Here is a 22824-nt window from a genome sequence, read left to right as displayed (position 1 = left end):
TATGTTTGGGAACTGCATTAATGTGAATGATTAAATAAGCTTCTGCCGAAGTTGGTAAAGAAGAAATCTACCCCATGCATGCAGCGGTGTTCGTGCTCCTTCAAGAAGATAGGTTCTACGACTTCTGAAGCACTGACACGTAAACGCATATCATTGTCATCAGCATTAATATCAAAATACTTCACCCCATCCACAAATGTCATTTGAGGGATGGCGTAGATGGATAGTGGATGTTCATTGAACAGTACCAGGTCAGCCTGCTTGCCTACTTCAATCGAACCTACTTTATCTGCAATTCCTAGTTGCTTGGCAGGATTGATGGTTATCAATGCCAATGTTTCCTGATCATTTAACTCTCCGTAACGTTGCGCTTTTCCAGCCTCGTGATACAAGTGTCTAATCAATTCTCCTGAATCGGAGTTGATGGAAGTGATGACATTGTTTCTTGTTAAGATAGCAGCGTTGTAAGCTGTAGAATAATAAACTTCAAACTTATACGCCCACCAATCAGCAAAAACTGAGGCTCCCATGGTGTATTCCGCCAGCTCAGGAGCTACTTTGAAGCCTTCATTGACGTGTGAGAATACGATATTGGTAATGCCAAACTCTCTACATGTATTGATTAATCCATAAATTTCGTCTGCTCTGTAGGAGTGACAATGAATGATGATTTTCCCATCCAAGATGTCTGCCAAGGTTTCCAAGCGCTCATCGTATTTGGGAGGAACAGGAGTAGCGCCTCTTACTTTTAAAGCGTTGTTGTAAGCTTCCCATGCTTTTTTGTATTGGATAGCTTCATTAAATCCATTTCTGATGACTGCATCCACACCCATCCGTGTTCTAGGTTGAATGCCATTGCCTCTACCATGTACACGGGTTGGGTTTTCGCCCAGTGCAAATTTGATTGTCCGAGGAGCCTCTTTCATAAATAGGTCTTCTGGATTTCCAGAACCATATCGATGCTTCAAGGTAATGTTTTGACCTCCAATAGCATTTGCTGAACCGTGCATGGCATGTGAGATTGTCACGCCGCCTGCCAAGGCTCTGTATAGTCCTATATCGTAAGGATTGACCACATCGGCCATTTTTACTTCGGATGTAATAGGTGCAGTAGCTTCATTGACTGCATCCAAAGCCACATGGGAATGTGCATCAATTATCCCGGGCATCAAATACATCCCGTTAGCCTCAATCACTTCCACAGATGCAGGAGCAGAAAGATTCTTGCCTATTCTTCTGATGATTCCATTTTCTACTAAAACGTCTGTACCTTCTAAATCACCATTGGTCACAGTTAGCACATGAGCGTTTTTGATTAAAACCGATCCTGTCGGGGTTTGGGCAACTGACCAGCTCATAGGCAATAGACTGATCAAGAATGCTTGTAATATCTTTTTCATAAGTTTTCTATTGATTGAGTTGATTAGGTTTTTTGGTAGCTGTTAATGGAAAGCTTCCAAAATCAGCGATAGAAAGATTACCAGAGTAATTGGAACCATCCACTAAGCCACTGACATTCACATCCAAATTCATTCCGCCAGCAGAAACCGAAAATGTGAATTTCAACTCATTATTATTCCAGGAAATATTTCTCATGTCAGCGGTATCTTTACCTGCACCCGTAGGACTATCATAGGTAATGGTTCCTGCATAGGAAGATCCATCCCTTTTGATTTCCATGACTCCACTTCCGCTGCCAGCAGGGGTTTCGGAGATATACTCCCATGAGCCACTTAAGTCTGCCGAACCATTAGAGTTGTTTCCGTTACTTTCTTTTTTGGCAGTTTTTACCTCATAGTTGAAAACATACCCATCTGCGATCACATGTTTGATTTGGGTGTTCTCAGCAAACAGAGGGCCTGTAGTCAGCATGATGTTCGCTAGCTTACCTTTTTCTACAGTGCCTGCAAATCTGGAAATCCCCAACATGCTTGCGGCATTGGTGGTCAATGCAGCTAAGGCCGCTTTTTCGGATAGACCGGCTTTAACCATCAAATCTAAGTTTTTATTGAAATCAGAAGGTCTGATACCAGCACTGGTAAATGCAAATGGAACTCCTTCTTTCTCAAAAGATGCAGCTTGTCCAAGTGCTTTCTGATAGGCTTCTTCTACACGTTTTAATTTTTCTCCGCCTTCATCTGTTAAAGCATCTTTTTTCGCTTTTGAAGCGCCATTTTCAGGCAATTTTAAACTCAAAACTGCCATGGTATTTGTTCTTTTAATATCAGCAATAAGGTTGTCTGATTCTTGTAAACCTATCAATCCTAATGAAAAGCCTAATTCTTTTTGAAGCATCATCGCTCTTCGAGCATCCAAATCGTTTGTTACTTCAAAAAGAACTGGAATTTGTTTGTCGATGACAGGATAGAGGGCTTCATAGGTTTTATTTCTTTCCGGTCTGTTGATTCCAGCAGCGGATGCGAACGTACGATCATGTTTGGCCGACAATTCTGCGTTCTTATATACGTCTCTGAATTTCGCCATAACCCCTAACGTGGTGCCCGGATACAAACTTCTTCCTCCTCCTGAATTTCTCAATTTTGCGTGCAGGGCATTTTGCCTACCTATAACATTGCTGGAATTTGGTCCTCCGTAGGTTACTAGTGCAGTCTTGCCCGGTATCATACCACCTTCCGGTGCTACTTGTGCTATAGTGAAACCTAGCTTTCTCCATTCTGTGACGCTGTTGTTTTTAGCATCATAATAGTCCAATACTTGCCTCCATGGAGTAATGCCGGCAATTTCATCGGATGGCTTGGAAGGGTTGAAGTCAGAAGGTCTCTCTAGGTCAGCCGGACGGGAAACTCCTGCAGTAGTAAATACATCAATAAAAGCATGATAGGCATATAAAGAATCACCTGCGATAATTTGTGCTTCGGCGGGAACGCGTAAGTTTCTACCGACTTCTTGTATCAGTCCATCCTTGATAAGTATGGATGTTTGTGTAGCATTACTACCAGGGCTTGCTACTAGATTGACGTTTTGTATGACGTAGGTGCCACTGACTCTCTTTTGTGCTGTCGGGTCGCTTTGGCTATGCAGGCCCGATACACTCAAGAAAATCCCCAAAAGCATCAATCCTAAGTTCTTGATGGTTTGTGATTGGAATATCATCAGAAAATGGTGGTTTAATTGATTTAACGTATCAGAAAGCTACCTCAGAAATGATGAGTAAAAAAATTTTTTTACTTTTTTTGACTCATTATTTGAAGAACGGCAAATATTTTAAGCTATACTACAAATTATGATATTTGTATTTTTGCAAAATAAATTTGAACATTTTGGAAATTTATTTTGTTGTTCTTAGAGTTTTATTAGTGTATCTTTATAATCTGCCAAGAATTTTAAAACTAAACAAACATGAAGAGTGTGCTACTAATAGAAGATGATAAATTAATATCTAGCTTAGTGCGCTTTAGGTTGAACAAGGAGGGATATCATGTTACTACTGTAGAGGATGGTATTCAAGGACTTGATGCTATTGAAAATGGGCATCACGACTTGATTATTACTGATGTGATGATTCCATATAAAAATGGTATTGAGATCATTAATCACTCTAAGAAAATCAATCCTAAGATTCCGGTAATTGTCCTAAGTTCATTAGGAGAAGAAGAAGCGACAGTAATCAAGGCGTTTGAAATGGGTGCATCAGATTTTATTCCAAAGCCATTCAATCCCAATGAGTTATCCGTACGTGTCAATCGATTGTTGCGACATTGATCTTAATGGTTTTGGACATTTAGTCTCTACTGAGAAATTACGAAGGTAAAAGACCTTACCAACAAATTATTATGACTTATTCGTCCGCTTATATTTTAGCGGCATTCAGCTTTGTAGATGAATTTATCCGCTTTCGGGATGGATCTTATTTATCACATGCGCTGAATGTCGCTTTATTTGTTTTACTGCTATCAGTAGTTTACTTGGTCTTTCAGTTATACATTGTCAGGTCGAGAAAGTTTCGTTCAGGTAGTCGCCGGAAAATCCTTCAAAACAAAATCAATAATTTCTTATCGGAACTAATTTTTTCTGATGACCAATCTGAGGAAGGTTATGACGATCAAATCAGCAAGTTCAAGAAAAGAGTACCAATCGACAAAAATTGGTGTAAGGATTTATTGATCCAAAATATTATTGATTTGGACAGAAATTTTAAAGGAGAAGTAACATCCAAGTTACTCTCTATTTACTTCAAATTAGGATTGCAGGATTACACGTTGGCATTGGTGAAGTCCCCGTTTTGGTTTTATAAAACTAAGGGATTGTACTATTGGAGAGAGTTGAAGTACGGAGGGAAATTGTCTTTGGTTAAAAAACTTATAACTTCTAAAAATCCTAATCTTCGGTCTTCTGCTTTGATTACATATATTTCTTTGGCCGAGGATGGCCCTTTAAGTGTATTGGAAGAATATACTGAATCCATCAGTTTGGTGGAGGCTTTGAATATCTTGGAGATTATCCAACGAAAAAAAATCAAAAAGCCACCGAACTTGGCTTCATGGTTAAATTTTAAAGAGCCCAGTCAGTTGATATTTGCAGTTAAATTGATAGTATATTACAATGATTTGAGTTCTGCAGATGAGGTGGTAAAGCTTCTTCATGCAGAAAACCCAAAAGTTAGACTTGCGGCTTTTGAGGCATGTAGAAGACTGTTTTTAGTTGAAGCGGAGCCTATTCTCAGAAGTAGGTTTGCGGAAGAATCAGAGGAAAATCAATTGGAAATCATCAAAACTCTCAGCGAAATTGGAAGTGAAGACGCAGCCACGTTTTTGTTGGATTTAATCCAAAGTCCACAAACATCTGAGGTAGTTATTGCATCCATGTATGCACTTTCTTCTTTGGATGGAGATTTTGAGCAGCGTAGCTTTGAATCCAACGAATCACTAAAGGCAGCAAAGGCACATGTACTAGACCCTTATTTGTCCGAATGAAAGAGATTTTAGAATTATTGTTAAAGGTTTTTGAAATTTTCATCGTAGGCTTTGCTAGTATTTACATATTGTTTTATGTAGCGATGGCGCTCGGTTCTTTTTTAGCAATTAAGCGATACAACAATGCTAAATATATCATCAAAGATGAAGTGTTGGTAAAATCCAATAATTTGGTAGGCGTATCAATTGTTGCTCCTGCTTTTAATGAGGGTTTGAATATCATCTATAATGTCCGTTCACTTCTTTCGCTTAACTACCCAAATTTTGAGGTCGTCATCATCAATGATGGAAGTACAGATGATACCTTGGAAAAGTTAATCCAGGAGTTTGAATTGGTAAAGGTTGATTTTTACTACGAAGAAAAAATCCACACCCATCCAATAAGAGGACATTACAAATCCACCAATCCTGTGTATTCCAAATTATTGGTGGTAGACAAGGAAAACGGTAAAAGTAAAGCAGATGCCTCCAATGCAGGTATCAATTCAGCCAAGCATCCCTTGTTTCTGTGTACAGATGTGGATTGTATTCTAAGAAGTGATACCATCATGAAGCTGGCCAAACCATTTATGACCTCTAAAAAAAGAACGATTGCATCTGGTGCAGCAATCCGCGCATCCAATTCCTGTGAAGTCAAGGATGGCTTTTTGATGAAAATCCGATTTCCACAGAATTGGTGGGCTTCTTTTCAGGAGTTGGAGTATGTCCGTGCTTTTTTGATGGGAAGGATGGCATGGAGTGAGATCAATGGACTTTTGTTGGTTTCTGGTGGTTTGGGTCTGTTTGATAAAGAAATTGCAATCAAAGCAGGAGGCTATTGGCATAAGTCCCTTGGAGAAGATATGGAGTTGATTACCCGTATGCGGAAGTATATGTGTGACAATCAAATGCCTTTCGAAATTACTTATATTCCGGAGTCCCTGTGTTGGACAGAGGTGCCGGCTACCAGGGAAGTATTGATTCGTCAGCGGGTTCGTTGGGCTAGAGGTTTAATTCAGACCTTATACCTGCATAGGGACATGTTGTTCAGACCAAAATATGGAAGAACTGCATTTCTTATCCTTCCCTATTTCTGGCTTTATGAGTTTTTGGTTCCCATCTTAGAGGTACTAGGTCTTACAGCTCTGATTTTAAGCTTCTTTTTGATAGATGTAAACACTGCTTATTTTATCAAAGCTACTGGAGTGGTGTACCTGTTTTATTTGACAGTAACACTTCTTTCTGTTCTTTGGGATGAGTTATTTTATGGACATTACAGCCGAAAAAGAGAAGTCTTTCAATTGGTTTGGAAGGCAGTATTGGAACCAATTGCTTACCATCCATTCAATGTGTATGCTTCCATGAAAGGGTATTACCACTTCCTAACCAACAAAGAACAGAAGTGGGGAAACATGCAAAGACAAGGTTTTACAACAGCTAAAAAAAAGACATCAAATGAAACGAACATTTCTAACGCTTAGTTTTTGCCTATCATTGGTTCTGGGGCCTTCTGTGGAAGCTTACGCTCAGAAAATAGACACAGATAGTCTTTTGATTGCGGCAATCCAAGCAACCAATAAAGAAAAGGATTATCCGAAGGCGATCGCCATGGCAAGGCATGGAGCTTCGTTAGCGCCTGACTACTTGGATTTCCATTTGTTATTGGGAAGACTTTATCGATTTACAGGACAAGCGGATAGCGCCCGTTATTTTCTTAATTATGTCTTAGAGAAAAGCACAGAATATGAAGATGCTTACACGTATTTAGCAGGCTTAGAATTGGAAGAGAGTGAAATGGAAGCTGGGTTGAAAGTGATTGATCAAGCTATTCAGCAATTCCCAGATAAAGGACAATTTTACAGGCTAAAACTCGCATTGATTCGCTTAGATGAAGATATCCGAACAGAATTTGATTACTTAAAAACACTTGTACAGCGCTTTCCGGAAGATTCCGATTTGAGGCAGCAATTAATCAATTTGGAATTGCGTTTGGATAATCAACGGGTAGGAGTGAATTACTCAATAACTGCATTTGATCGGGATGGAGTAGGGCCTTGGCATTTGGTGGGCGCACAGTTTATACGGGAAAGAAGATGGGGATCTATTATCGGAAGAGTGAATTACGCTAACCGTCTGAGTGCAGGACAATCCATCGATTCAGGTGTTCAGTATGAGTTGGAATCCTATTTCTTTACAGGTAAACGTTCGTATTCCTATGCAGGGGTTGCATTCAGTTCTTCCTTGGTATTTCCAGAGCAACGCTATTCTTACTCCTTTTTTCAAAATCTGGACAAAGGTTGGGAATGGGAGGCTGGCCTTCGCTACAACAGTATCAATCCTCCAGAAGGTAGAAGAAATTTTCGCTCAATCGTGCTGGGTGGAGGGAAATATATTGGTTCCAGTTGGCTGAACTTGAGGGCCTTTATTCAAAATGAAGAGGAAGATTTTTATCCTGCATTTACATTGGTTTACAGGTATTTCATCGATAGCCGATTTGATTTTGCAACCGTTATTTTAGGATATGGAACTTCTCCTGACGAAAGACCCACACTTGGTCAGTTTGAAAATCGAGTAGCATTGGATTCTTACCGTGCAGGAGTGGGCTATCATCGTTTGCTGGGCAATACCATTGTTGCAGGTGTACAGGCTACGTATAATTATCAGGAATTTTTTCCAGGTAGAACACAACAGGAATTTGAATTTTCTGTGACAATTAATTACAAATTCTAACATCTTGCTAAATCCCTACCGATTAGCGGCTGCTGATTGGATTATTCTATTAAATTTGTAATTCTAGTTTAAGCATGCAGAAGCAATGATTTTGACTCTGCCATAATTTAGTCGTCTCCCTAAGAATAATGAAAAAAATACTTGTAATCGAGGATGATGAGCTCATCTTAAAGATGGTCGATTTCAAACTCAAAAAAGAGGGGTATCAAGTGTACATATCCCGAGATGGAGATCACGCACTTAAAGCCTTCGAAGAAGTGAAACCTGATTTAGTGCTGACTGATTTGATGGTTCCGTTTAAATCTGGTCTTGAAGTTACCTACTGGGTTAAAAAACATTATCCGGATACACCTGTATTGGTTTTTTCGGCTTTAGGTGATGAAGAAAGTTCGGTTCAGCAGGCATTTAAATTAGGGGCAAGTGATTTTATCACCAAACCATTTAATCCAAATGAGTTGGTCTTGCGAATCAAAAGGTTTGTTTAATTATAGTCAAAAACTTCCCACTCGTTTTTATCATCGTCTGTAAATGACATGTTTATCCAAGAAAGAAATCAATACATTGAACCAAACCCACTTCGTCAAGCTATACTTGAAATGATTCGGATGCGCCCCAATACTTCTTTTTGTCCTTCGGAAGTGGTAAGGTGGATGTATCCACAAGCTTGGAGAGTATTTATGGAGGATGTAAGAAAGGAAATGATGTGCTTGTATCAAGAGGGGCTTATAAATGTAACCCAAAAAGGTGTATCTATCGACCCTGCCGAAAATCCAAAAGGACCTGTCCGGATTTCTCGAAAAAAATAAGGAAACAATCTTGAATTTTTTGGTGTTTTTTAAATATGAAATTAACGCTATTATTTTCAGTAATGATGTTAGTTGCCTCAGTAGCCTGTGGGCAACAAACACGTAAACAACAATCTATGCAAGAATTACCTCAAACTATCGTTCAAGTACCAGAGAATCTTGAAGTTGCTACCCTTGGATCGGGGTGCTTTTGGTGTATCGAAGCTATTTATCAAGATCTTAAAGGTGTATATGAAGTCAAATCCGGTTATAGTGGAGGCCATGTAAATAAACCAACTTATAGACAGATTACTACAGGTACTACTGGTCATGCAGAAGTGATCCAATTCTTCTACGATCCAAAGGTGTTAAGTTTTGAGGATTTATTGGAGATTTTCTGGTCCACTCATGATCCTACTACATTAAACCGCCAAGGTGCAGACGTAGGACCTCAGTATCGTTCAGCTGTCTTTTATCATAATGATCAGCAAAAAGAAATAGCGGAATTCTACAAAAAACGATTGAATGAATCAGGGGCTTTTAATAGACCCATAGTTACGGAAATTACAGCTTTCTCTAATTTCTTCGTAGCGGAAGATTACCATCAAAATTATTACAAGGATAATGGCATGCAGCCTTATTGTCAGTTTGTGATTCGCCCAAAAGTCGAAAAATTCAAGCAGGCATTTGCGGAAAAGCTAAAATAGTCTGAAAATTATCATTGTTTTATAAGCTGGCAGGCAGTAGTTTTGATATATTAATTCAAAGCACCATGAAAAAATTACTTGCAATTCTCTTAGGTCTAAGCTTAATGGCTTGTCAATCTCAAGAAAAATCCGTTGAAGAAGAAGCAATCACTGAAGATTTACCAATAGGTATGTTTGGGGACGAAATTTCAGCAGCAAACCCGCTGACGTTAGCAAGCCTAGTGACAGCATTGGAAGAGTCGGATGCGTTTGAAGGTAAGGTTTATGGAGAAATTAAGGATGTCTGTTCTATGAAAGGATGCTGGATGACCATTGATCTTCCCAACGGTGAGACCATGAGAGTAACCTTTAAAGATTATGGGTTCTTTGTACCAAAAAACTCCCATGGCTATCCAGTAATTATTGAAGGGATAGCTACTAAAAAGTTTACTGATGTAGCTACTTTAAAGCATTACGCTGAAGATGCAGGAAAATCACAGGAAGAAATCGACGCGATTACCAGCCCGAAAGTAGAATATGCTTTTGAAGCTGTTGGAGTAATAATTCAAGAAAATGCGTAATCTCGTACTAATTACTGTTTTTCTTGGCTTGTTATCAGTTTCTTGCACGACGAAAGAAACCAAACAAGTACAAACTACACGTTACCCTAATGAGGATGCCCCTTTGGCTTTATTGATGCGGGCCATGTTTGAAGACATGGAAGAAATCAAAGATGCAGTCGAAAAGGGTAATTCCATTAAAAGTTACCTTTCCAAGCACCGGGAGTTACTTACAGCTAGGCCAACCAATCCTAATGTTAAAACAGTGACCTTTGAATTGATGGGAAATGCATATTTGGAAAGCTTGGACTTGATGGAAAAAAGCTCTGAGGAGGAATTGATTTCAAATTATAAAATGCTCGTGGAAACATGCCTTGCCTGTCATCAGCAGTATTGTCCCGGGCCAATTAAACGTATAAACTTATTAAATTTGCCTTTGTAATATGGCCATGTCGTTGGATAGTTTGAGGGTTGGAAGAGTCTACACTTTTGTCAATAATGGTGAGAAAAGAACTTTGGAAGTGTTAGCAAAACTTTCGGGATCTGATTTTAAAGTGAAAGATTTAGATACTACCGAAGTGTACACATTTGAAGAACTGCTTCGATGGGGAAAAGGAAAGGATTATGACTTGGATGAAGTCATTGATCAATTCGGAAAAGGAATCGTACCCAAGCAGTTTTAATAAAAAATCTCAGGTGATAAGCCTGAGATTTTTTATTTAGTGGAAGGTTTTGAAATGCGGTTCGTAAATGATTCGCATAAATGAACTGAGCCCCATATTATCTCGATTTCCCACAGGGATTCCTGTTACAATACCGATCATTAGGTTTTCCGCCAAACCTACACGCATTTGAGGTCTTAAAACTGTTTCTAGTTTACCATTATGGATTTCTTTATTGATTTCAACTCCTATGAAGTTTCTTGTACCCGTTATCATGTAATGGAAATTGGTATGGATTTCATAGGTAATATCACGTCTTTGGTTAAAGAGTTTTTCTATTCTAGGACCTGTGTAAATCAAAGTGTGGTAATTAGAACTCCATCGCTTGGCAGCTACAAAGAAAGGGTTGTAAATATTTCCTTTGAATAACTCACCACCTCTTCCCAGTCTATTCAAATCCACAAACTCAAACTCATGGATATACCCTAATGCAAGGGTGGATTTGTATTTTTCAGACACTAGAAAAGACCATTGGGTTGCGAGCTTGAGGGATTCGACTCTGTTGTTGGGACGCTCTAGATCAGTATTAGGAAGGCTATTTCTCCAAGAGTAGAGCGTAACAGGTACTTCTATCTCAAACCCTAATCGATCAATAGGGGCCCATTCATACTCAATCAAGCCCTCATACTCATCATAGCCTCTTCTGTCTGTCATACCCACTCCTAAGTTCCATTCCCGTTCACCCTTCCTTGCTCCCAAGTCACGGATAAGGTCAATGTATAAGGGCTCTGCGTGTAGCACTTTTGGTTTGAGATTGCTTTGAGGTCTCTCTACCTCCGCAATGAACATACTATCTAATAGCATCCGTTCTATTTTGGTGCTGTCAATTTGAATTTGATCATCTTGTGCCAAAGCAGTTACTATACTAAGGCCTACCATTGCCAGTATAGCTGTAAATAATTTAAGTTTCATACGATTTTTTTAATGATTGAAAGAAAATTAGTTTCAAACATTAAGCTCTGGGAGGAGGTGAATTTGTCTCAATCTTGATGCTTTCAAACAAATTGAGGTAATAGGGATTACAGCATTGCTGCTGCACAAAAATCTTTTCGCTACTTGGTTTGCTGATATCTTGATGATAAAGCTTCAAATCTGTGAATTTGCGTTGCTCCTGTGGTACCTCTGTATCCGGAATGGTTTCTTCGTCCATATCAAAGAAATACTCCAATACGAGTTCAGCCAAGGTATCAATAGGGTCAGCTAGCTGATACTTGTTGACAAGAGAATGTGGTGTGTAAAAATCAGCAGAAAGGTTGATAAAGTTGACGAGCGTCAACAATACCAGAATTTTGCACGAGATGCTATTACTGATTTTTTTAATCATACTGCAAAATTAATCAAAATATGGAAATTTTATCCAATGCCATGATACGTGACACAAATCACGAAGTTGCGAAAGTTTTTAAGTATTTTTGTACTATATTAAGCGTTATGGAACAAGTGAGTTTAAGTAAAGCCATGCTTCATGGCAAATGCCCTAGGTGCAGGGAAGGGAATATGTTTCCTACTTCTCTGATGAGTTATACCAAGTTGACAGAGGTTCATCATAAATGTCCGACCTGTAATGCAGTATTGACTCCTGAGCCTGATTTTTTTTATGGAGCGATGTACATCAGTTATGCATTTTCAGTAGCACTGATGGTAAGCATATTTGTAGCGATCAATGTATTGTTTGGAAGGTCACCGCTATCTTACTATGTGATCACTATCATAGTTTTTAATGTCATTTTAGTACCACTAATGCTTCGGTATTCCAAGGTGTTGTATCTCTATGGAGTAGGTAAATTGACTTATGACCCTCAGTGGAAAGGAAAAAAGGCATAGCGTTTTATAACTATGCCCCCTGATTTTCCTTAGACAATGTATTCTTGTGGCATACCTGCTGCTTGAAGCAAAAAGTTATGAAGCTCAAAGTTTCGGACAAAGCCCTTTAAGTGTTCACTGCCCGGTCCAAACATAACCAATTCCACATGATCTGCGGAGTGGTTGGTGCCTGCCCATTGTACGGAAGTGTGTGGAGATTGTAGACTTGCATAGATGGCTACTGGAAGTCTATTGGTATTATACAAGCCGTCCTCACCTAAGGTAAAGCCTTTCAAAATTGCCTCAGCATCTTCCCCTGACATGGCATAATTTTGATGTGCTTCGACAAACTCCACCAGTCTGTTAGTTGTAAATTCTGGGGTGATTTGGTTTAATACCCACTCATTGGAAGCTTTCGTGCTGTATAGTTTCTCGAAGTTTCTATTCGCTTGGTTTCCGTAAAATAAGCCTGGATTACTGTTTCCGTGGTCAGTTGTAATGATTACAAGTGTTTCTCCATCCGCTTGGGCAAAGTCCATAGCTACTTTTATAGCTTGATCAAAATCGACTTGGTCATACAATAATGCTGCTGTATCATTCGCATGTGCCGCCCAGTCTACTTTACCTCCTTCAACTTGCATCACAAAGCCCTGTGGGTTTTTGCTCAAATGTTTGATGGCTGTTTGAGTCATTTCTGCTAAGGTAGGGGTGATTGCCTTCAAGTCAGTATTATTTTCCCGGTCTATTGCGTAGGGCAGTCCTTCCTCAGCAAATACACCTAGGATAGGTTTGGTACCACTCAATGAATTTAATTCATCCTTTGTTTGGACAAAGTCAATTCCGGCTTGTTTGGAAGCAGCAATTAGATCCTTTTTATCAGTTCGTTTGTCTGTATGAAAATAGTTTAATCCACCACCCAACATGCAGTCAAATTTAAGTTTGATATAATCTTCTGCGATAATGGGTTGGGCATTTCTACTTGAATTATTGACGCAAAATGAAGCAGGAGTGGCGTGGGTAATCTGAACACTAGTCACACAGCCCACAGCTTTTCCGGCAGCTTTGAATTTTTGAAGAATAGGGACAGGTTTCTCACCATTTGGGCCTACATTCAGCGCACCATTTCTTACGCGCATACCACCTCCCCAAGCAGACCCGGCTGCTGCTGAATCGGTTACAAACGAATTAGCGGAAGCTGTTTCCATCAATGCTCGACGGACAGTGTTCTCTTCGTAGAGTTTAATCCACTCACTTGACCTTCCTTCTTTATGTTTGAGTAAGATATCTGCCATGGTCAAGGTGCCCGCACTCATACCATCACTGACCAAAAAAATGATATTTTTGGCAATACCTTTTCTAGTAAAATCTACTGATCCAAAAGCCTGAAAACTACTTCCTAGAGCTCCTAATCCAATCGTGCTTATTACACCTTTTCTAAAAAACTCTCTTCTTTTCATCGTTTTTCTTGGCAAAATACTAGATAAATTACGAAGAGGTAGGCATTCCTTGTTACATTTTTATTAACAAACAAAAATCAAAACTTATTGGCGGGCATTCCTGTTAATCGGTTTATGAAACTAACCTTAAAATTAGCAGCAGTTTATAATATCTTATGGGGTGCCTGGGTAGTCTTGTTTCCTCAGCACTTTTTTGAGTTAGTAGGAATGGAAGCCCTTAATCATCCCATGGTGTGGCAAGGCATGGGAATGGTCATAGGTGTTTATGGTCTAGGTTATTGGTGGGCAAGTTTCGACCCAGTAAAGCATTGGCCAATTGTGGCGGTTGGGTTTTTAGGTAAAATATTCGGCCCAATAGGTTTTATTTTTAATTACCTAAATGGGGATGCGCCAGGTGCATTTGGCTACATGTTGATCACCAATGATTTGATTTGGTGGATTCCTTTTTTTGTAATTTTAAAAACAGCTTATCAGACGCATAAATTTTCAGCTTGATATGAAAAAATTAGCAGCATATGCATTAGGGGCATTCTTTCTTGTTGGAGGTTTGAATCATTTTATCAATCCCCACTTTTACCTGCCTTTGATTCCAGATTATTTACCTTTTCCGGAGTTCCTTAACTTTGTTTCAGGTTTTTTGGAAATTGTAGCGGCTATAGCCATTTTGATTCCTAAGTATAGAAAACTGGGAGCATGGTTGGTTATTGTACTGATGGTATTATTCATATCTTCGCATGTATATTTTATTCAGATTGGATCCTGTGTGGAAGCTGGGTTATGCGTTCCTGAATGGGTGGCTTGGCTTCGTCTGTTGCTTATTCACCCGCTATTAATTTATTGGGCTTGGATCGTTAAAAATGTATAGTATGGCTTTGAATGTATTTGGAGAACCTTTGATCGTTTGTAGTACTGCACCTTTGACAGGGTATTATCGAAATGGCTGTTGTGAAACTGGAGAAGAAGATCTAGGAACGCATACAGTCTGCGCAATCATGACGGATGACTTTTTACAGTTTAGCTTGAGTAGAGGAAATGATCTGATCACACCGAGACCAGAGTGGGCCTTTCCTGGATTGAAAGCTGGGGACCGTTGGTGCCTTTGTGCTTCCCGATGGATGGAGGCCTACAGGGTTGGTTTAGCTCCTGAAGTTGTTTTGGAGGCTACACATGAAAAGACCTTGACTTATATCACCCTCGAAGAGTTGGTGAAGTATTCCTATCGTCAATAATTCTAGTTTGTTAAAAATGGGCTCTGAAATGGTTCAGATAACACTGAACCATCTCTTAAGGTAACTACCAAGCTAGCGTTCAACTGCTGTAAGTTGCCGATGTTTTGATTGAACCGGAAGCTAAAAAACTGTCTGCTATCTCTGAAATCTCGCAACCTGTTCAATTGCACGTCATTGTTATTACTTAGAAGAAATGCTATGTCCGTACCCACTGGAAAACCATTGAAGGGCTGATCTAGTATCACCATAATATTGCTGATGTTTTCTACGAAAAAACGGGGTTCACAATCAACTTGCGCTATTGCAAAGCCAGGAATCCAAGAACCTAAACTTGCCTGTTGGAATGACTGATACGTCAATTCAAAGTTCAAGCGAAAATCCCGTGAAGAAACTGTATCAGCGTTGCTAGCAGCAATCTGATTCATGAAAGGAGAAAAAAATATCTGTTCTATTCCCACTACATTCACTCTCCGTATACTGGGACAGCCTTCCGTATCAAAGTCCAAACTTAGCGTGCATGCCCAAGATGCAAGCATGAGGCACATGCAGACAAAGATTTTGGAGAAACTTGTATGAGACCAAAACTCTTTAGACATAACTCAGATAAATTACCTTCAATTGTTTAATTTACAGTTATTTATCCTTTTGTTCAATAAAAATGTTTCAAAACTATCGAATTTGCCCCGTTCCTCGGATGATCCATTTGTAACTTGTCAACTCTGAAAGGGCCATAGGGCCTCTTGCATGCAATTTTTGAGTACTGATACCAATCTCAGCTCCCATACCAAACTGATTGCCATCGGTAAATGCTGTAGAGGCATTGGCATAAACGGCTGCAGCATCCACTGCTTGCAAAAACAGCTGAATAGCATCTTCGTCTTCGGCAAGGATGGCTTCTGAATGTTTGGAGCTGTACTGTTGGATATGGTCAAAAGCTTCGTGAATAGTGTTTACCGTTTTGATAGACATTTTGAGTGATAAAAATTCGGTCCCAAAATGTGTTTCATCAGCCTGTTTGATCAATGGGTTTTTCAAAGCTTCGAGGACTTGAAAGGATTGTTCGTCAGCAAAAACCTCTACTGATGCATCTAAAACTGGCTTTAATAGGTGCTTTAAATCCATTAATCTATCTTGATGAATGATCAGACAATCCAAACTATTGCAGACAGATGGTCTCCGGGTTTTGGCGTTGAAGATAATGGCCGCTCCTTTTTCAGTATCTCCGCTTTTATCAAAGTAGGTATGCACGATTCCAGCACCTGTTTCAATCACCGGTACTTTTGAATTGGACCGCACATATTCAATTAAATTTTGGCTTCCTCTTGGAATGATCACATCCACGTATCCTACGGCTTGTAAAAGTGCATGGGTGGCTGTTCTATCTGCAGGAAGTAAGCAAATAGCTTCTTTTGGCAGCCCATTTTTTTCTAGTGCTTGTCGAATCAATTGTACTAAAACAGTATTAGATGCATGTGCATCAGAACCACCTTTTAGAACTAAGGCATTTCCGGATTTGATAGCCAACGTAAATACATCAATGGTGACATTGGGTCGGGATTCGTAGATGATGCCGAGTACACCAAGGGGAACAGTTTTTTTTTGCAAGTGGAGTCCATTGGCAAGGGTCCGTTCTTCTAATAATTTCCCTAAGGGATTTGGAAGTGCTTTTACTTGCTGAATTTCTTCCATAATTCCAGCAATTCGGGCTTCTGACAGCAGCAGACGGTCATAGCGTGGATCGGAGGAATCCATTTTAGCGAGGTCTTCCGCATTGGCTGAAAGAATCGCAGGAATGTTTTCCTGAAGTTGATGAATCAGTTCATCCAGTACATTTTGAACCTGAACTGTTGATAAAGAGGCTAATGCTCGGGATGCTATTTGAGTTTCTTGAAATAAAAAATCGAAGTTATTCATGATGGGAAATGTATAGGTAGTCGTAGTGGATAAATGGCTTTTGGTTTTTCATTCCTATCAAGGGAAGTAATTGGTCACTGCTATATTCTGCCTTGCCAACGCCAATTTGTTGATTAGATTCGTTTTTAATAGCGATGATATCACCTTTTTCGAAGGATCCTTTAAAGGAGATTATTCCAACTGGCAGCAGGGAGTTGATTTTTTCTGAAAGTAAAATTTCTTCAGCCCCCTTATTAACAAGTACTGCTGCTTTGGAGTATTGCTCCCCAAAGGCTAACCATTTTTTTGGGCTTTGTTTTTTCTCTTTTGGAAGGAAGACGGTACAGGGTACAGATGAGTCTTCTGTTAAGTCTTTCAAGATAGTACCCTTTTTTCCATTGGCAATGATGACTTGAATTCCCAAATCTGCAGACTTAAAGGCCATCCGCAGCTTGGTCAGCATACCACCTCGACCAAATGAAGACTTTTCATTACTGACCACATGTGAGATTTCAGGGATTGATCCCGAGATGCTGCTTATCAATTTGGAGTCAGGGTGGGAGGGAGGACCGTCAAATACTCCGTCTACACTCGTCAATAACACCAAAGTGTCTGCGTTGACCATGGCTGCCGTGAGTGACGCTAGTTCATCATTATCCGTAAACATCAATTCTGTAATTGCAACTGTATCATTTTCATTGATGATTGGGATGATACCTTGAGATAACAAGCCTTCAATACAACTTCTCATATTGAGAAAGTGCTTTCTATCTCGAAAATCCTCTTTGGTTACCAAAATTTGAGCTACGTGCAGCCCTTCCTTTTCGAATAATTGCTGATAGGTATGGATCAAGCGAATCTGTCCCGTAGACGCATAAATTTGTTTTTTGAGAATAGGGTCAGCTTTGGCAGGTATATTGATTGCTTGTCTACCATAGGCCACTGCTCCAGAACTGATAAGAATAACTCGCTTCCCAAGTTTGTGGAGCCATGAAATTTGTTTGACCAAAGCTGATAAGGTGTTTCCATCAGGTGACCCATCTGAGTTGGTCAGGACATTGGAACCTACTTTTAAAACTAGCGTCTGATGGTTATGCGCAATCACGAAAATAAGGTTAGTTAGTAAAATTTGTATGATTTGTAAATTTACTAACTAACTGACGGGAAAAATAAAAAAACAGAAACAGATTACAAGATGGATTGAAATTTTTCTGGTGTTAGTGGCTTTTCAATGAATCCTTTTACACAATTATATGAGTCGGCTTTGATTCGATCTTGAAAATCAATAGAACTTGATAACATAATTATCTTATCCATTCTAAAAGAAAGATGCTCCATATAATAATTTAAAAAATCCCACCCATTCATTACAGGCATATTAATATCTAGTAGAATTAATGCGATACTATTTTTGTCTAAATTTTTGATGTATTCAAGAGCTAATTCGGCTTCATAGAAAACTTCTACGTTTTCTGTTGATTCATTTTTTAAAATAAGCCTTTTATTTATCAAATTATTGATTGGATCATCGTCAATTAAAATTATGGTTGAAAATTTAATCATAAAATTTATTAAAACTAACATATTAAGTCCAGGGAACTCAAATATAGTTACTATTGAGCATTAATTTATAGTTTTTGCAATGAATTCATGTGTTTTATTATTACTCAAAATGTCAGTTTGGATGTAATTCGAATAAGTTATCAAAAAAAGGCTATGGAATTTTCCATAGCCTCGATTAGGTAATTGATAAATAAGAAATTACATCATTCCTCCCATTCCTCCGCCACCCATTGGAGGCATAGCTGGGGTATCTTCTTTAACATCAGCAACTACACACTCAGTAGTCAATAACAATGCAGCAATTGAGGCTGCATTTTCAAGTGCTAACCTTGTTACTTTCGTAGGGTCGATTACACCTGCTTCGAATAGATCTTCGTAAACATCTGTTCTGGCATTGTAACCAAAGTGGCCTTTATTTTCTTTGATTTTGTTTACTACAACAGAACCCTCACCACCAGCATTTTCTACGATTGTTCTCAATGGAGCTTCGATAGCAATTCTTACGATGTTAACACCAGTATCCTGATCATCGTTGTCACCTTTGACAGCATCCAAAGCAGAAGAAGCTCTTACTAGGGCAACACCACCACCAACTACAACACCTTCTTGTACAGCGGCTCTTGTAGCATGCAATGCATCATCTACGCGGTCTTTCTTCTCTTTCATTTCTACTTCAGTAGCGGCACCAATGTATAGGATAGCTACACCACCAGAAAGTTTTGCAAGTCTTTCCTGCAATTTCTCCTTATCGTAGTCAGAAGTAGTTTTTTCGATTTGAGCTTTGATCTCGTTGATTCTTGCTTGGATAGCGCTGCTATCACCTGAACCATTAACGATTGTAGTGTTATCTTTATCGATGTTAACCTTTTCAGCAGTTCCAAGGTACTCGATGGAAGCATTTTCCAATTTGTAACCTCTTTCTTCAGAGATGACAGTACCGCCAGTCAAAATTGCAATATCTTCCAACATTGCTTTTCTTCTGTCACCGAAGCCTGGAGCTTTAACAGCCGCCACTTTCAGAGCACCTCTGATTTTGTTTACTACCAACGTAGCCAATGCCTCACCATCCACATCTTCAGCGATGATAACCAATGGTCTACCAGACTGAGCAACTGGCTCCAATACCGGAAGCAATTCTTTCATGGAAGAGATTTTCTTATCATAGATCAAGATGTATGGTCTATCCAATTCAGCTTCCATTTTCTCGGTATTGGTTACGAAGTATGGAGAAAGGTAACCTCTGTCAAACTGCATTCCTTCTACAGTTCTCACTTCTGTTTCAGTACCTTTTGCTTCTTCAACAGTGATGACACCGTCTTTACCAACTTTATCCATTGCATCAGCAATCATTTTGCCGATTTCCTCATCATTGTTAGCGGAAACAGTAGCCACTTGCTGAATTTCCTTAGAAGTAGAGATTGCTTTGGAGTTTTCTTTCAATTGAGCTACAACAGCAGCAACTGCTTTGTCGATACCTCTTTTCAAATCCATTGGGTTAGCACCTGCCGCTACATTTTTGATACCAGCATTGAAGATCGCTTGGGTCAAAACAGTAGCTGTAGTAGTACCATCACCGGCATTGTCGGCAGTTTTGGAAGCTACTTCTTTTACCAATTGAGCACCCATATTTTCGATTGGCTCGGCCAATTCGATTTCTTTTGCTACGGATACACCATCCTTAGTAATGGTAGGAGCACCAAATTTTTTGTCGATAATAACATTTCTACCTTTAGGTCCCAATGTTACTTTTACTGCATCTGCAAGGGCATCTACACCTTTTTTCAGTCTGTCTCTTGCGTCGGTATCGAAAAATAGTTCTTTAGCCATTTTTTCTTTTGGTTTAATGTTTTAGTGTTTACAATAGATGATTAAAGGATTGCGAAGATGTCAGATTCTCTCATGATCAGGTAATCTTGACCATCTACTGAAAGTTCTGTACCGGCATACTTGCCATACAACACTGTGTCACCTACTTTAACAGTCAATGGTTCATCTTTTTTACCACTTCCTACGGCTACCACAGTTCCTTTCTGAGGTTTCTCTTTAGCAGTGTCCGGGATAAAAAGACCGGAAGCAGTTTTCTCTTCAGCTGCAGCAGGCTCCACTAGAACTCTGTCTGCAAGAGGTTGGATGTTAACTTTTGACATAACTATTAAATTGTTTAAGGTTAGTTCTAAAATTGTTTACTCCTCCCTAATCCATTCTTGTGCCAATTGATATTTATTGATAAAATCTGCCATTACGTCGGTCTTGAAAGTCAGTAATGGACAATTAGCAGAGGAATCACAAAAAATATCTGTCAATTTTTCTCTAAGTCTTTTTTTAGTTGACATATTTCAGTAAATTTTTCTGACAAAAGTGTACCTATGAATAAATTATCTGAAAATTGGATTACCGAAGGATGGATAGATTTTGAGTATAAAAAATACATTCTTCTAGCCTACATGAAACATGTGTCAGGGCAGTTTAAAGAAGTAAAGTTGTATCCTCCTTTGGCAGAGTTGATCCATCACTATGCTCGTCTAAAAGGTTTTGCAGATAGTAAGGAAATGCTCAAAGATGCTTTTCCCAAACAGCTGCAAGGACCGGATTGGTCTACGATGAGCATGAATTACAAGCCTTTGTTGATGGATGATGAGTTGATGAAGCAACTGAATGAAATCGTGGATTATTCCTTGCCTAGATTCAAGAAAGCAATAGAAGAAGGGAAGGATATTTATGACTTTTTAGAGTCGGAAATGAAGATTGAGCCTATAGGGATTTCTCCATTGTATCAGCGGGAAGGTTATGCCATGTTGACATTGGATGCCTCTAAAGATATTTATATCTATCGGTACAAAGTGAGCTTGTTTCAACAAGCTACCGATACCCTGAAAGGGATTATGATGCAATTGGTGAAAAAAGTCAGAAGAACCTTTGCACATACCTTTGAGCAGCTCAAATTGGAGTTGGCTCGATCGTATAAGGATCTTCCAAATCCTGCCACCTACAGGATTCATAGTAAGTATCAGATTCCTTTGGATGAAAGTTTTCTTCCAATCACCAAAAGAATTCTCTTGAAGGCCATACAGGAATAAAAAAAAGCGGACATTTCTGACCGCTTTTTCAAATAGGTTTATCGAGGTATTAGTCGTTTTCTGTCTCTGTGCTGCTTTCTACTTCTTCAGCTTCGATAGCAGGAGCGGAAGGTAAGAGGCTATTGTCTCCGTCAGTTGAAGGGGAGATGATTTGTCTTCTTGCATTTTCAATATTTGGTGAGCTAAATTGATCACCGGAAGAAGATGTGTAGAACGCAGAAGAGGTTAAGGACAATACAAGAATAGCGATTGCCAATACCCAAGTTGATTTTTCAAGGATGTTTCCAGTCTTAGTGACACCCATGATTTGGGATGCACCACCACCGAAGGCCGCTCCAACACCACCTTTAGAATCCTGTCCTAGGATTACAAGAATCAATAAAACAGCTAAGACAATGATAATGCTGATTAATAAAGTAAACATATGCTAGTTAATTATCTTCCAAGTTTTTTATTTGGTCTGCAAAATAAGTGCTTTTATCTGGAAATTTCACCATGAGTTTTTGATAAATTTCAATTGCCTTTGATTTTTTATTCTGTTTCGCCAGCAATTTGGCATAGGATTCCGTGATTAAGCTTTCATTTATCTTTGTGCTTTTTGCAGATAGGTCATTTTGGGTATGATTAGCTTCTATTTCTTGGATAGTAGCTAATTTGATGGATTTTTTGCTGAAAGCTTTGATGATGTCTATCTGTTCCTTCTTCTTCTCATCCTTGATTTCTTTTTTCTCACGCTTGCGGATGTTCTCTATTAAATCATCATCAGAGGATTTACGTTTTTTTCTAACTGGCTTTTCGTCTTCCTTAGGTTCTTCGATTGCAGTTGGCTCCTCAACTGTAGCTTCCACCTCAGGAACTTCTTCATTTAAAGATGCTGCGGGTTCATCAGCCATTGTAATAGGTGATGCTTCAGTTATTTCCGTAGCCAATACTGTTTCATCTTCCGTACTAACAGTCTCAGTAACTGAAGGTGTTTCCGATGATTTTTTTTCATGCAGCTCCTCACCTAAACGTTTTAAGACACTTATTTTTTGAGCTAAGTCAACATCTTTTTTGGGTCTTGGCGTCAACTCTCCGTCCAAGTCATCGATAAAGTTTTCTTCTTTGGTGATTGGACCTTGATTTTTTTGGAGTTGTTCGAGGATGAGTTGGTTGAAACCTGTCCAAGATTCTTTTTGCTCAATTAATGATTTTAACCAGGCCCTATTTGGACTGGAAATTGCCGCAGACGCAAGGAAATCATTACCTTTTCCTTTGGGTAACCCAAATTCATACTTGGCAAGGAGGACCTTTGGGAGTTGAAAATAGGGGAATGCCTGACTGTATTTGACAAGCTCACTGATATCTTCTTTTTGAAGATCATTGGCTCGTGATGCGATATCTAACAGTTGTTGTAAGTTCAAGGC

Annotated in this window: 29 protein-coding genes; 15 read left to right on the top strand and 14 right to left on the bottom strand. The window is 39.2% G+C overall.

Features of this window, described 5'->3' with window-relative positions:
* Positions 1 to 17 precede the first annotated feature (17 nt).
* A complete protein-coding gene (locus IE080_RS17235) occupies positions 18 to 1400 on the bottom strand; it encodes an amidohydrolase family protein (protein ID WP_189585669.1) in 1383 nt (460 codons plus the stop codon).
* A gap of 7 nt (positions 1401 to 1407) precedes the next feature.
* Complete coding sequence (locus IE080_RS17230; RefSeq protein WP_189585666.1) at positions 1408 to 3114, bottom strand: amidohydrolase family protein; 1707 nt, start codon at positions 3112 to 3114, stop codon at positions 1408 to 1410.
* A gap of 246 nt (positions 3115 to 3360) precedes the next feature.
* On the opposite strand from IE080_RS17230, the gene IE080_RS17225 reads away from it, so the two are divergent.
* The 10 genes from IE080_RS17225 (at position 3361) to IE080_RS17180 (ending at position 10357) form a co-directional block, all read left to right on the top strand.
* A complete protein-coding gene (locus IE080_RS17225) occupies positions 3361 to 3723 on the top strand; it encodes a response regulator transcription factor (protein WP_189585664.1) in 363 nt (120 codons plus the stop codon).
* 71 nt (positions 3724 to 3794) lie between these two features.
* Positions 3795 to 4934, top strand: a complete 1140-nt coding sequence (locus IE080_RS17220; protein WP_189585661.1) for a HEAT repeat domain-containing protein — start codon at positions 3795 to 3797, stop codon at positions 4932 to 4934.
* Positions 4931 to 6394 carry a glycosyltransferase family 2 protein gene (locus IE080_RS17215; protein WP_189585658.1) on the top strand — a complete coding sequence of 488 codons (1464 nt, stop codon included), beginning with the start codon at positions 4931 to 4933 and terminating at the stop codon, positions 6392 to 6394. Before IE080_RS17220 ends, IE080_RS17215 begins: the two co-directional genes overlap by 4 nt.
* Positions 6369 to 7643, top strand: coding sequence for a YaiO family outer membrane beta-barrel protein (locus tag IE080_RS17210; RefSeq protein WP_189585655.1), 1275 nt, complete (start codon positions 6369 to 6371; stop codon positions 7641 to 7643). Before IE080_RS17215 ends, IE080_RS17210 begins: the two co-directional genes overlap by 26 nt.
* A gap of 128 nt (positions 7644 to 7771) precedes the next feature.
* Positions 7772 to 8128, top strand: a complete 357-nt coding sequence (locus IE080_RS17205) for a response regulator transcription factor (RefSeq protein WP_189585652.1) — start codon at positions 7772 to 7774, stop codon at positions 8126 to 8128.
* A gap of 48 nt (positions 8129 to 8176) precedes the next feature.
* Positions 8177 to 8449, top strand: coding sequence for a DUF3253 domain-containing protein (locus IE080_RS17200; protein WP_229800706.1), 273 nt, complete (start codon positions 8177 to 8179; stop codon positions 8447 to 8449).
* Between the two features lie 35 nt (positions 8450 to 8484).
* A complete protein-coding gene (gene msrA / locus IE080_RS17195; protein ID WP_189585649.1) occupies positions 8485 to 9135 on the top strand; it encodes a peptide-methionine (S)-S-oxide reductase MsrA in 651 nt (216 codons plus the stop codon).
* 65 nt (positions 9136 to 9200) lie between these two features.
* Complete coding sequence (locus IE080_RS17190) at positions 9201 to 9695, top strand: DUF4920 domain-containing protein (protein ID WP_189585646.1); 495 nt, start codon at positions 9201 to 9203, stop codon at positions 9693 to 9695.
* Entirely contained in the window at positions 9688 to 10116 is a 429-nt protein-coding gene (locus IE080_RS17185; protein ID WP_189585643.1) for a hypothetical protein, read from the top strand. Before IE080_RS17190 ends, IE080_RS17185 begins: the two co-directional genes overlap by 8 nt.
* A 1-nt stretch (position 10117) precedes the next feature.
* Positions 10118 to 10357, top strand: coding sequence for a hypothetical protein (locus tag IE080_RS17180; RefSeq protein ID WP_189585641.1), 240 nt, complete (start codon positions 10118 to 10120; stop codon positions 10355 to 10357).
* Between the two features lie 36 nt (positions 10358 to 10393).
* On the opposite strand, the gene IE080_RS17175 is transcribed toward IE080_RS17180, so the two are convergent.
* Positions 10394 to 11308 (bottom strand): HAEPLYID family protein, encoded by a 915-nt coding sequence (locus IE080_RS17175; RefSeq protein ID WP_189585637.1) that lies wholly within the window; start codon positions 11306 to 11308, stop codon positions 10394 to 10396.
* Between the two features lie 40 nt (positions 11309 to 11348).
* Positions 11349 to 11720 carry a hypothetical protein gene (locus IE080_RS17170; protein WP_189585635.1) on the bottom strand — a complete coding sequence of 124 codons (372 nt, stop codon included), beginning with the start codon at positions 11718 to 11720 and terminating at the stop codon, positions 11349 to 11351.
* Between the two features lie 20 nt (positions 11721 to 11740).
* On the opposite strand from IE080_RS17170, the gene IE080_RS17165 reads away from it, so the two are divergent.
* Positions 11741 to 12220 (top strand): DUF983 domain-containing protein, encoded by a 480-nt coding sequence (locus IE080_RS17165; RefSeq protein WP_308428182.1) that lies wholly within the window; start codon positions 11741 to 11743, stop codon positions 12218 to 12220.
* Positions 12221 to 12249: 29 nt separating this feature from the next.
* On the opposite strand, the gene IE080_RS17160 is transcribed toward IE080_RS17165, so the two are convergent.
* Complete coding sequence (locus IE080_RS17160; protein ID WP_189585632.1) at positions 12250 to 13656, bottom strand: alkaline phosphatase; 1407 nt, start codon at positions 13654 to 13656, stop codon at positions 12250 to 12252.
* A 114-nt stretch (positions 13657 to 13770) separates the two neighbouring features.
* On the opposite strand from IE080_RS17160, the gene IE080_RS17155 reads away from it, so the two are divergent.
* Genes IE080_RS17155 through IE080_RS17145 form a run of 3 tightly spaced genes read left to right on the top strand, consistent with a single transcriptional unit; the run spans position 13771 to position 14885 of the window.
* Positions 13771 to 14151, top strand: coding sequence for an alkyl hydroperoxide reductase (locus tag IE080_RS17155; protein ID WP_189585629.1), 381 nt, complete (start codon positions 13771 to 13773; stop codon positions 14149 to 14151).
* Between the two features lies 1 nt (position 14152).
* Entirely contained in the window at positions 14153 to 14521 is a 369-nt protein-coding gene (locus IE080_RS17150) for a DoxX family protein (RefSeq protein ID WP_189585626.1), read from the top strand.
* Between the two features lies 1 nt (position 14522).
* Positions 14523 to 14885, top strand: coding sequence for a DUF2237 family protein (locus IE080_RS17145; protein ID WP_189585623.1), 363 nt, complete (start codon positions 14523 to 14525; stop codon positions 14883 to 14885).
* Between the two features lie 2 nt (positions 14886 to 14887).
* On the opposite strand, the gene IE080_RS17140 is transcribed toward IE080_RS17145, so the two are convergent.
* The 7 genes from IE080_RS17140 to IE080_RS17110 all read right to left on the bottom strand — a co-directional run bounded on the left by IE080_RS17140 (position 14888) and on the right by IE080_RS17110 (position 20674).
* A complete protein-coding gene (locus tag IE080_RS17140; RefSeq protein ID WP_189585620.1) occupies positions 14888 to 15430 on the bottom strand; it encodes a hypothetical protein in 543 nt (180 codons plus the stop codon).
* 124 nt (positions 15431 to 15554) lie between these two features.
* A complete protein-coding gene (locus IE080_RS17135) occupies positions 15555 to 16799 on the bottom strand; it encodes a glutamate-5-semialdehyde dehydrogenase (RefSeq protein ID WP_189585617.1) in 1245 nt (414 codons plus the stop codon).
* Positions 16792 to 17883 (bottom strand): glutamate 5-kinase, encoded by a 1092-nt coding sequence (gene proB, locus IE080_RS17130; protein WP_229800705.1) that lies wholly within the window; start codon positions 17881 to 17883, stop codon positions 16792 to 16794. Before proB ends, IE080_RS17135 begins: the two co-directional genes overlap by 8 nt.
* 83 nt (positions 17884 to 17966) lie before the next feature.
* Entirely contained in the window at positions 17967 to 18341 is a 375-nt protein-coding gene (locus IE080_RS17125; protein WP_189585614.1) for a response regulator, read from the bottom strand.
* A 198-nt stretch (positions 18342 to 18539) separates the two neighbouring features.
* The gene (gene groL / locus IE080_RS17120; protein WP_189585611.1) at positions 18540 to 20168 is read right to left on the bottom strand and encodes a chaperonin GroEL; all 1629 of its coding nucleotides are present in this window, start codon (positions 20166 to 20168) and stop codon (positions 18540 to 18542) included.
* A 41-nt stretch (positions 20169 to 20209) separates the two neighbouring features.
* Entirely contained in the window at positions 20210 to 20488 is a 279-nt protein-coding gene (locus tag IE080_RS17115) for a co-chaperone GroES (protein ID WP_189585608.1), read from the bottom strand.
* 36 nt (positions 20489 to 20524) lie between these two features.
* The gene (locus IE080_RS17110; RefSeq protein WP_189585605.1) at positions 20525 to 20674 is read right to left on the bottom strand and encodes a hypothetical protein; all 150 of its coding nucleotides are present in this window, start codon (positions 20672 to 20674) and stop codon (positions 20525 to 20527) included.
* Positions 20675 to 20707: 33 nt separating this feature from the next.
* On the opposite strand from IE080_RS17110, the gene IE080_RS17105 reads away from it, so the two are divergent.
* Positions 20708 to 21418, top strand: a complete 711-nt coding sequence (locus IE080_RS17105; protein WP_189585603.1) for a hypothetical protein — start codon at positions 20708 to 20710, stop codon at positions 21416 to 21418.
* 49 nt (positions 21419 to 21467) lie between these two features.
* Here the strand turns inward: IE080_RS17105 and secG are convergent, their stop codons facing one another.
* Positions 21468 to 21842, bottom strand: a complete 375-nt coding sequence (secG, locus tag IE080_RS17100) for a preprotein translocase subunit SecG (RefSeq protein WP_189585600.1) — start codon at positions 21840 to 21842, stop codon at positions 21468 to 21470.
* 7 nt (positions 21843 to 21849) lie between these two features.
* The gene (locus tag IE080_RS17095; protein WP_189585597.1) at positions 21850 to 22821 is read right to left on the bottom strand and encodes a DUF8458 domain-containing protein; all 972 of its coding nucleotides are present in this window, start codon (positions 22819 to 22821) and stop codon (positions 21850 to 21852) included.
* Positions 22822 to 22824: the final 3 nt, after the last annotated feature.

This window comes from Mongoliitalea lutea (assembly GCF_014652135.1).
Taxonomy (GTDB): Bacteria; Bacteroidota; Bacteroidia; order Cytophagales; family Cyclobacteriaceae; genus Mongoliitalea; species Mongoliitalea lutea.
The sequence above is the reverse complement of the archived record's forward strand: the minus strand, read 5'-3'. Positions and strand labels throughout refer to the sequence as shown.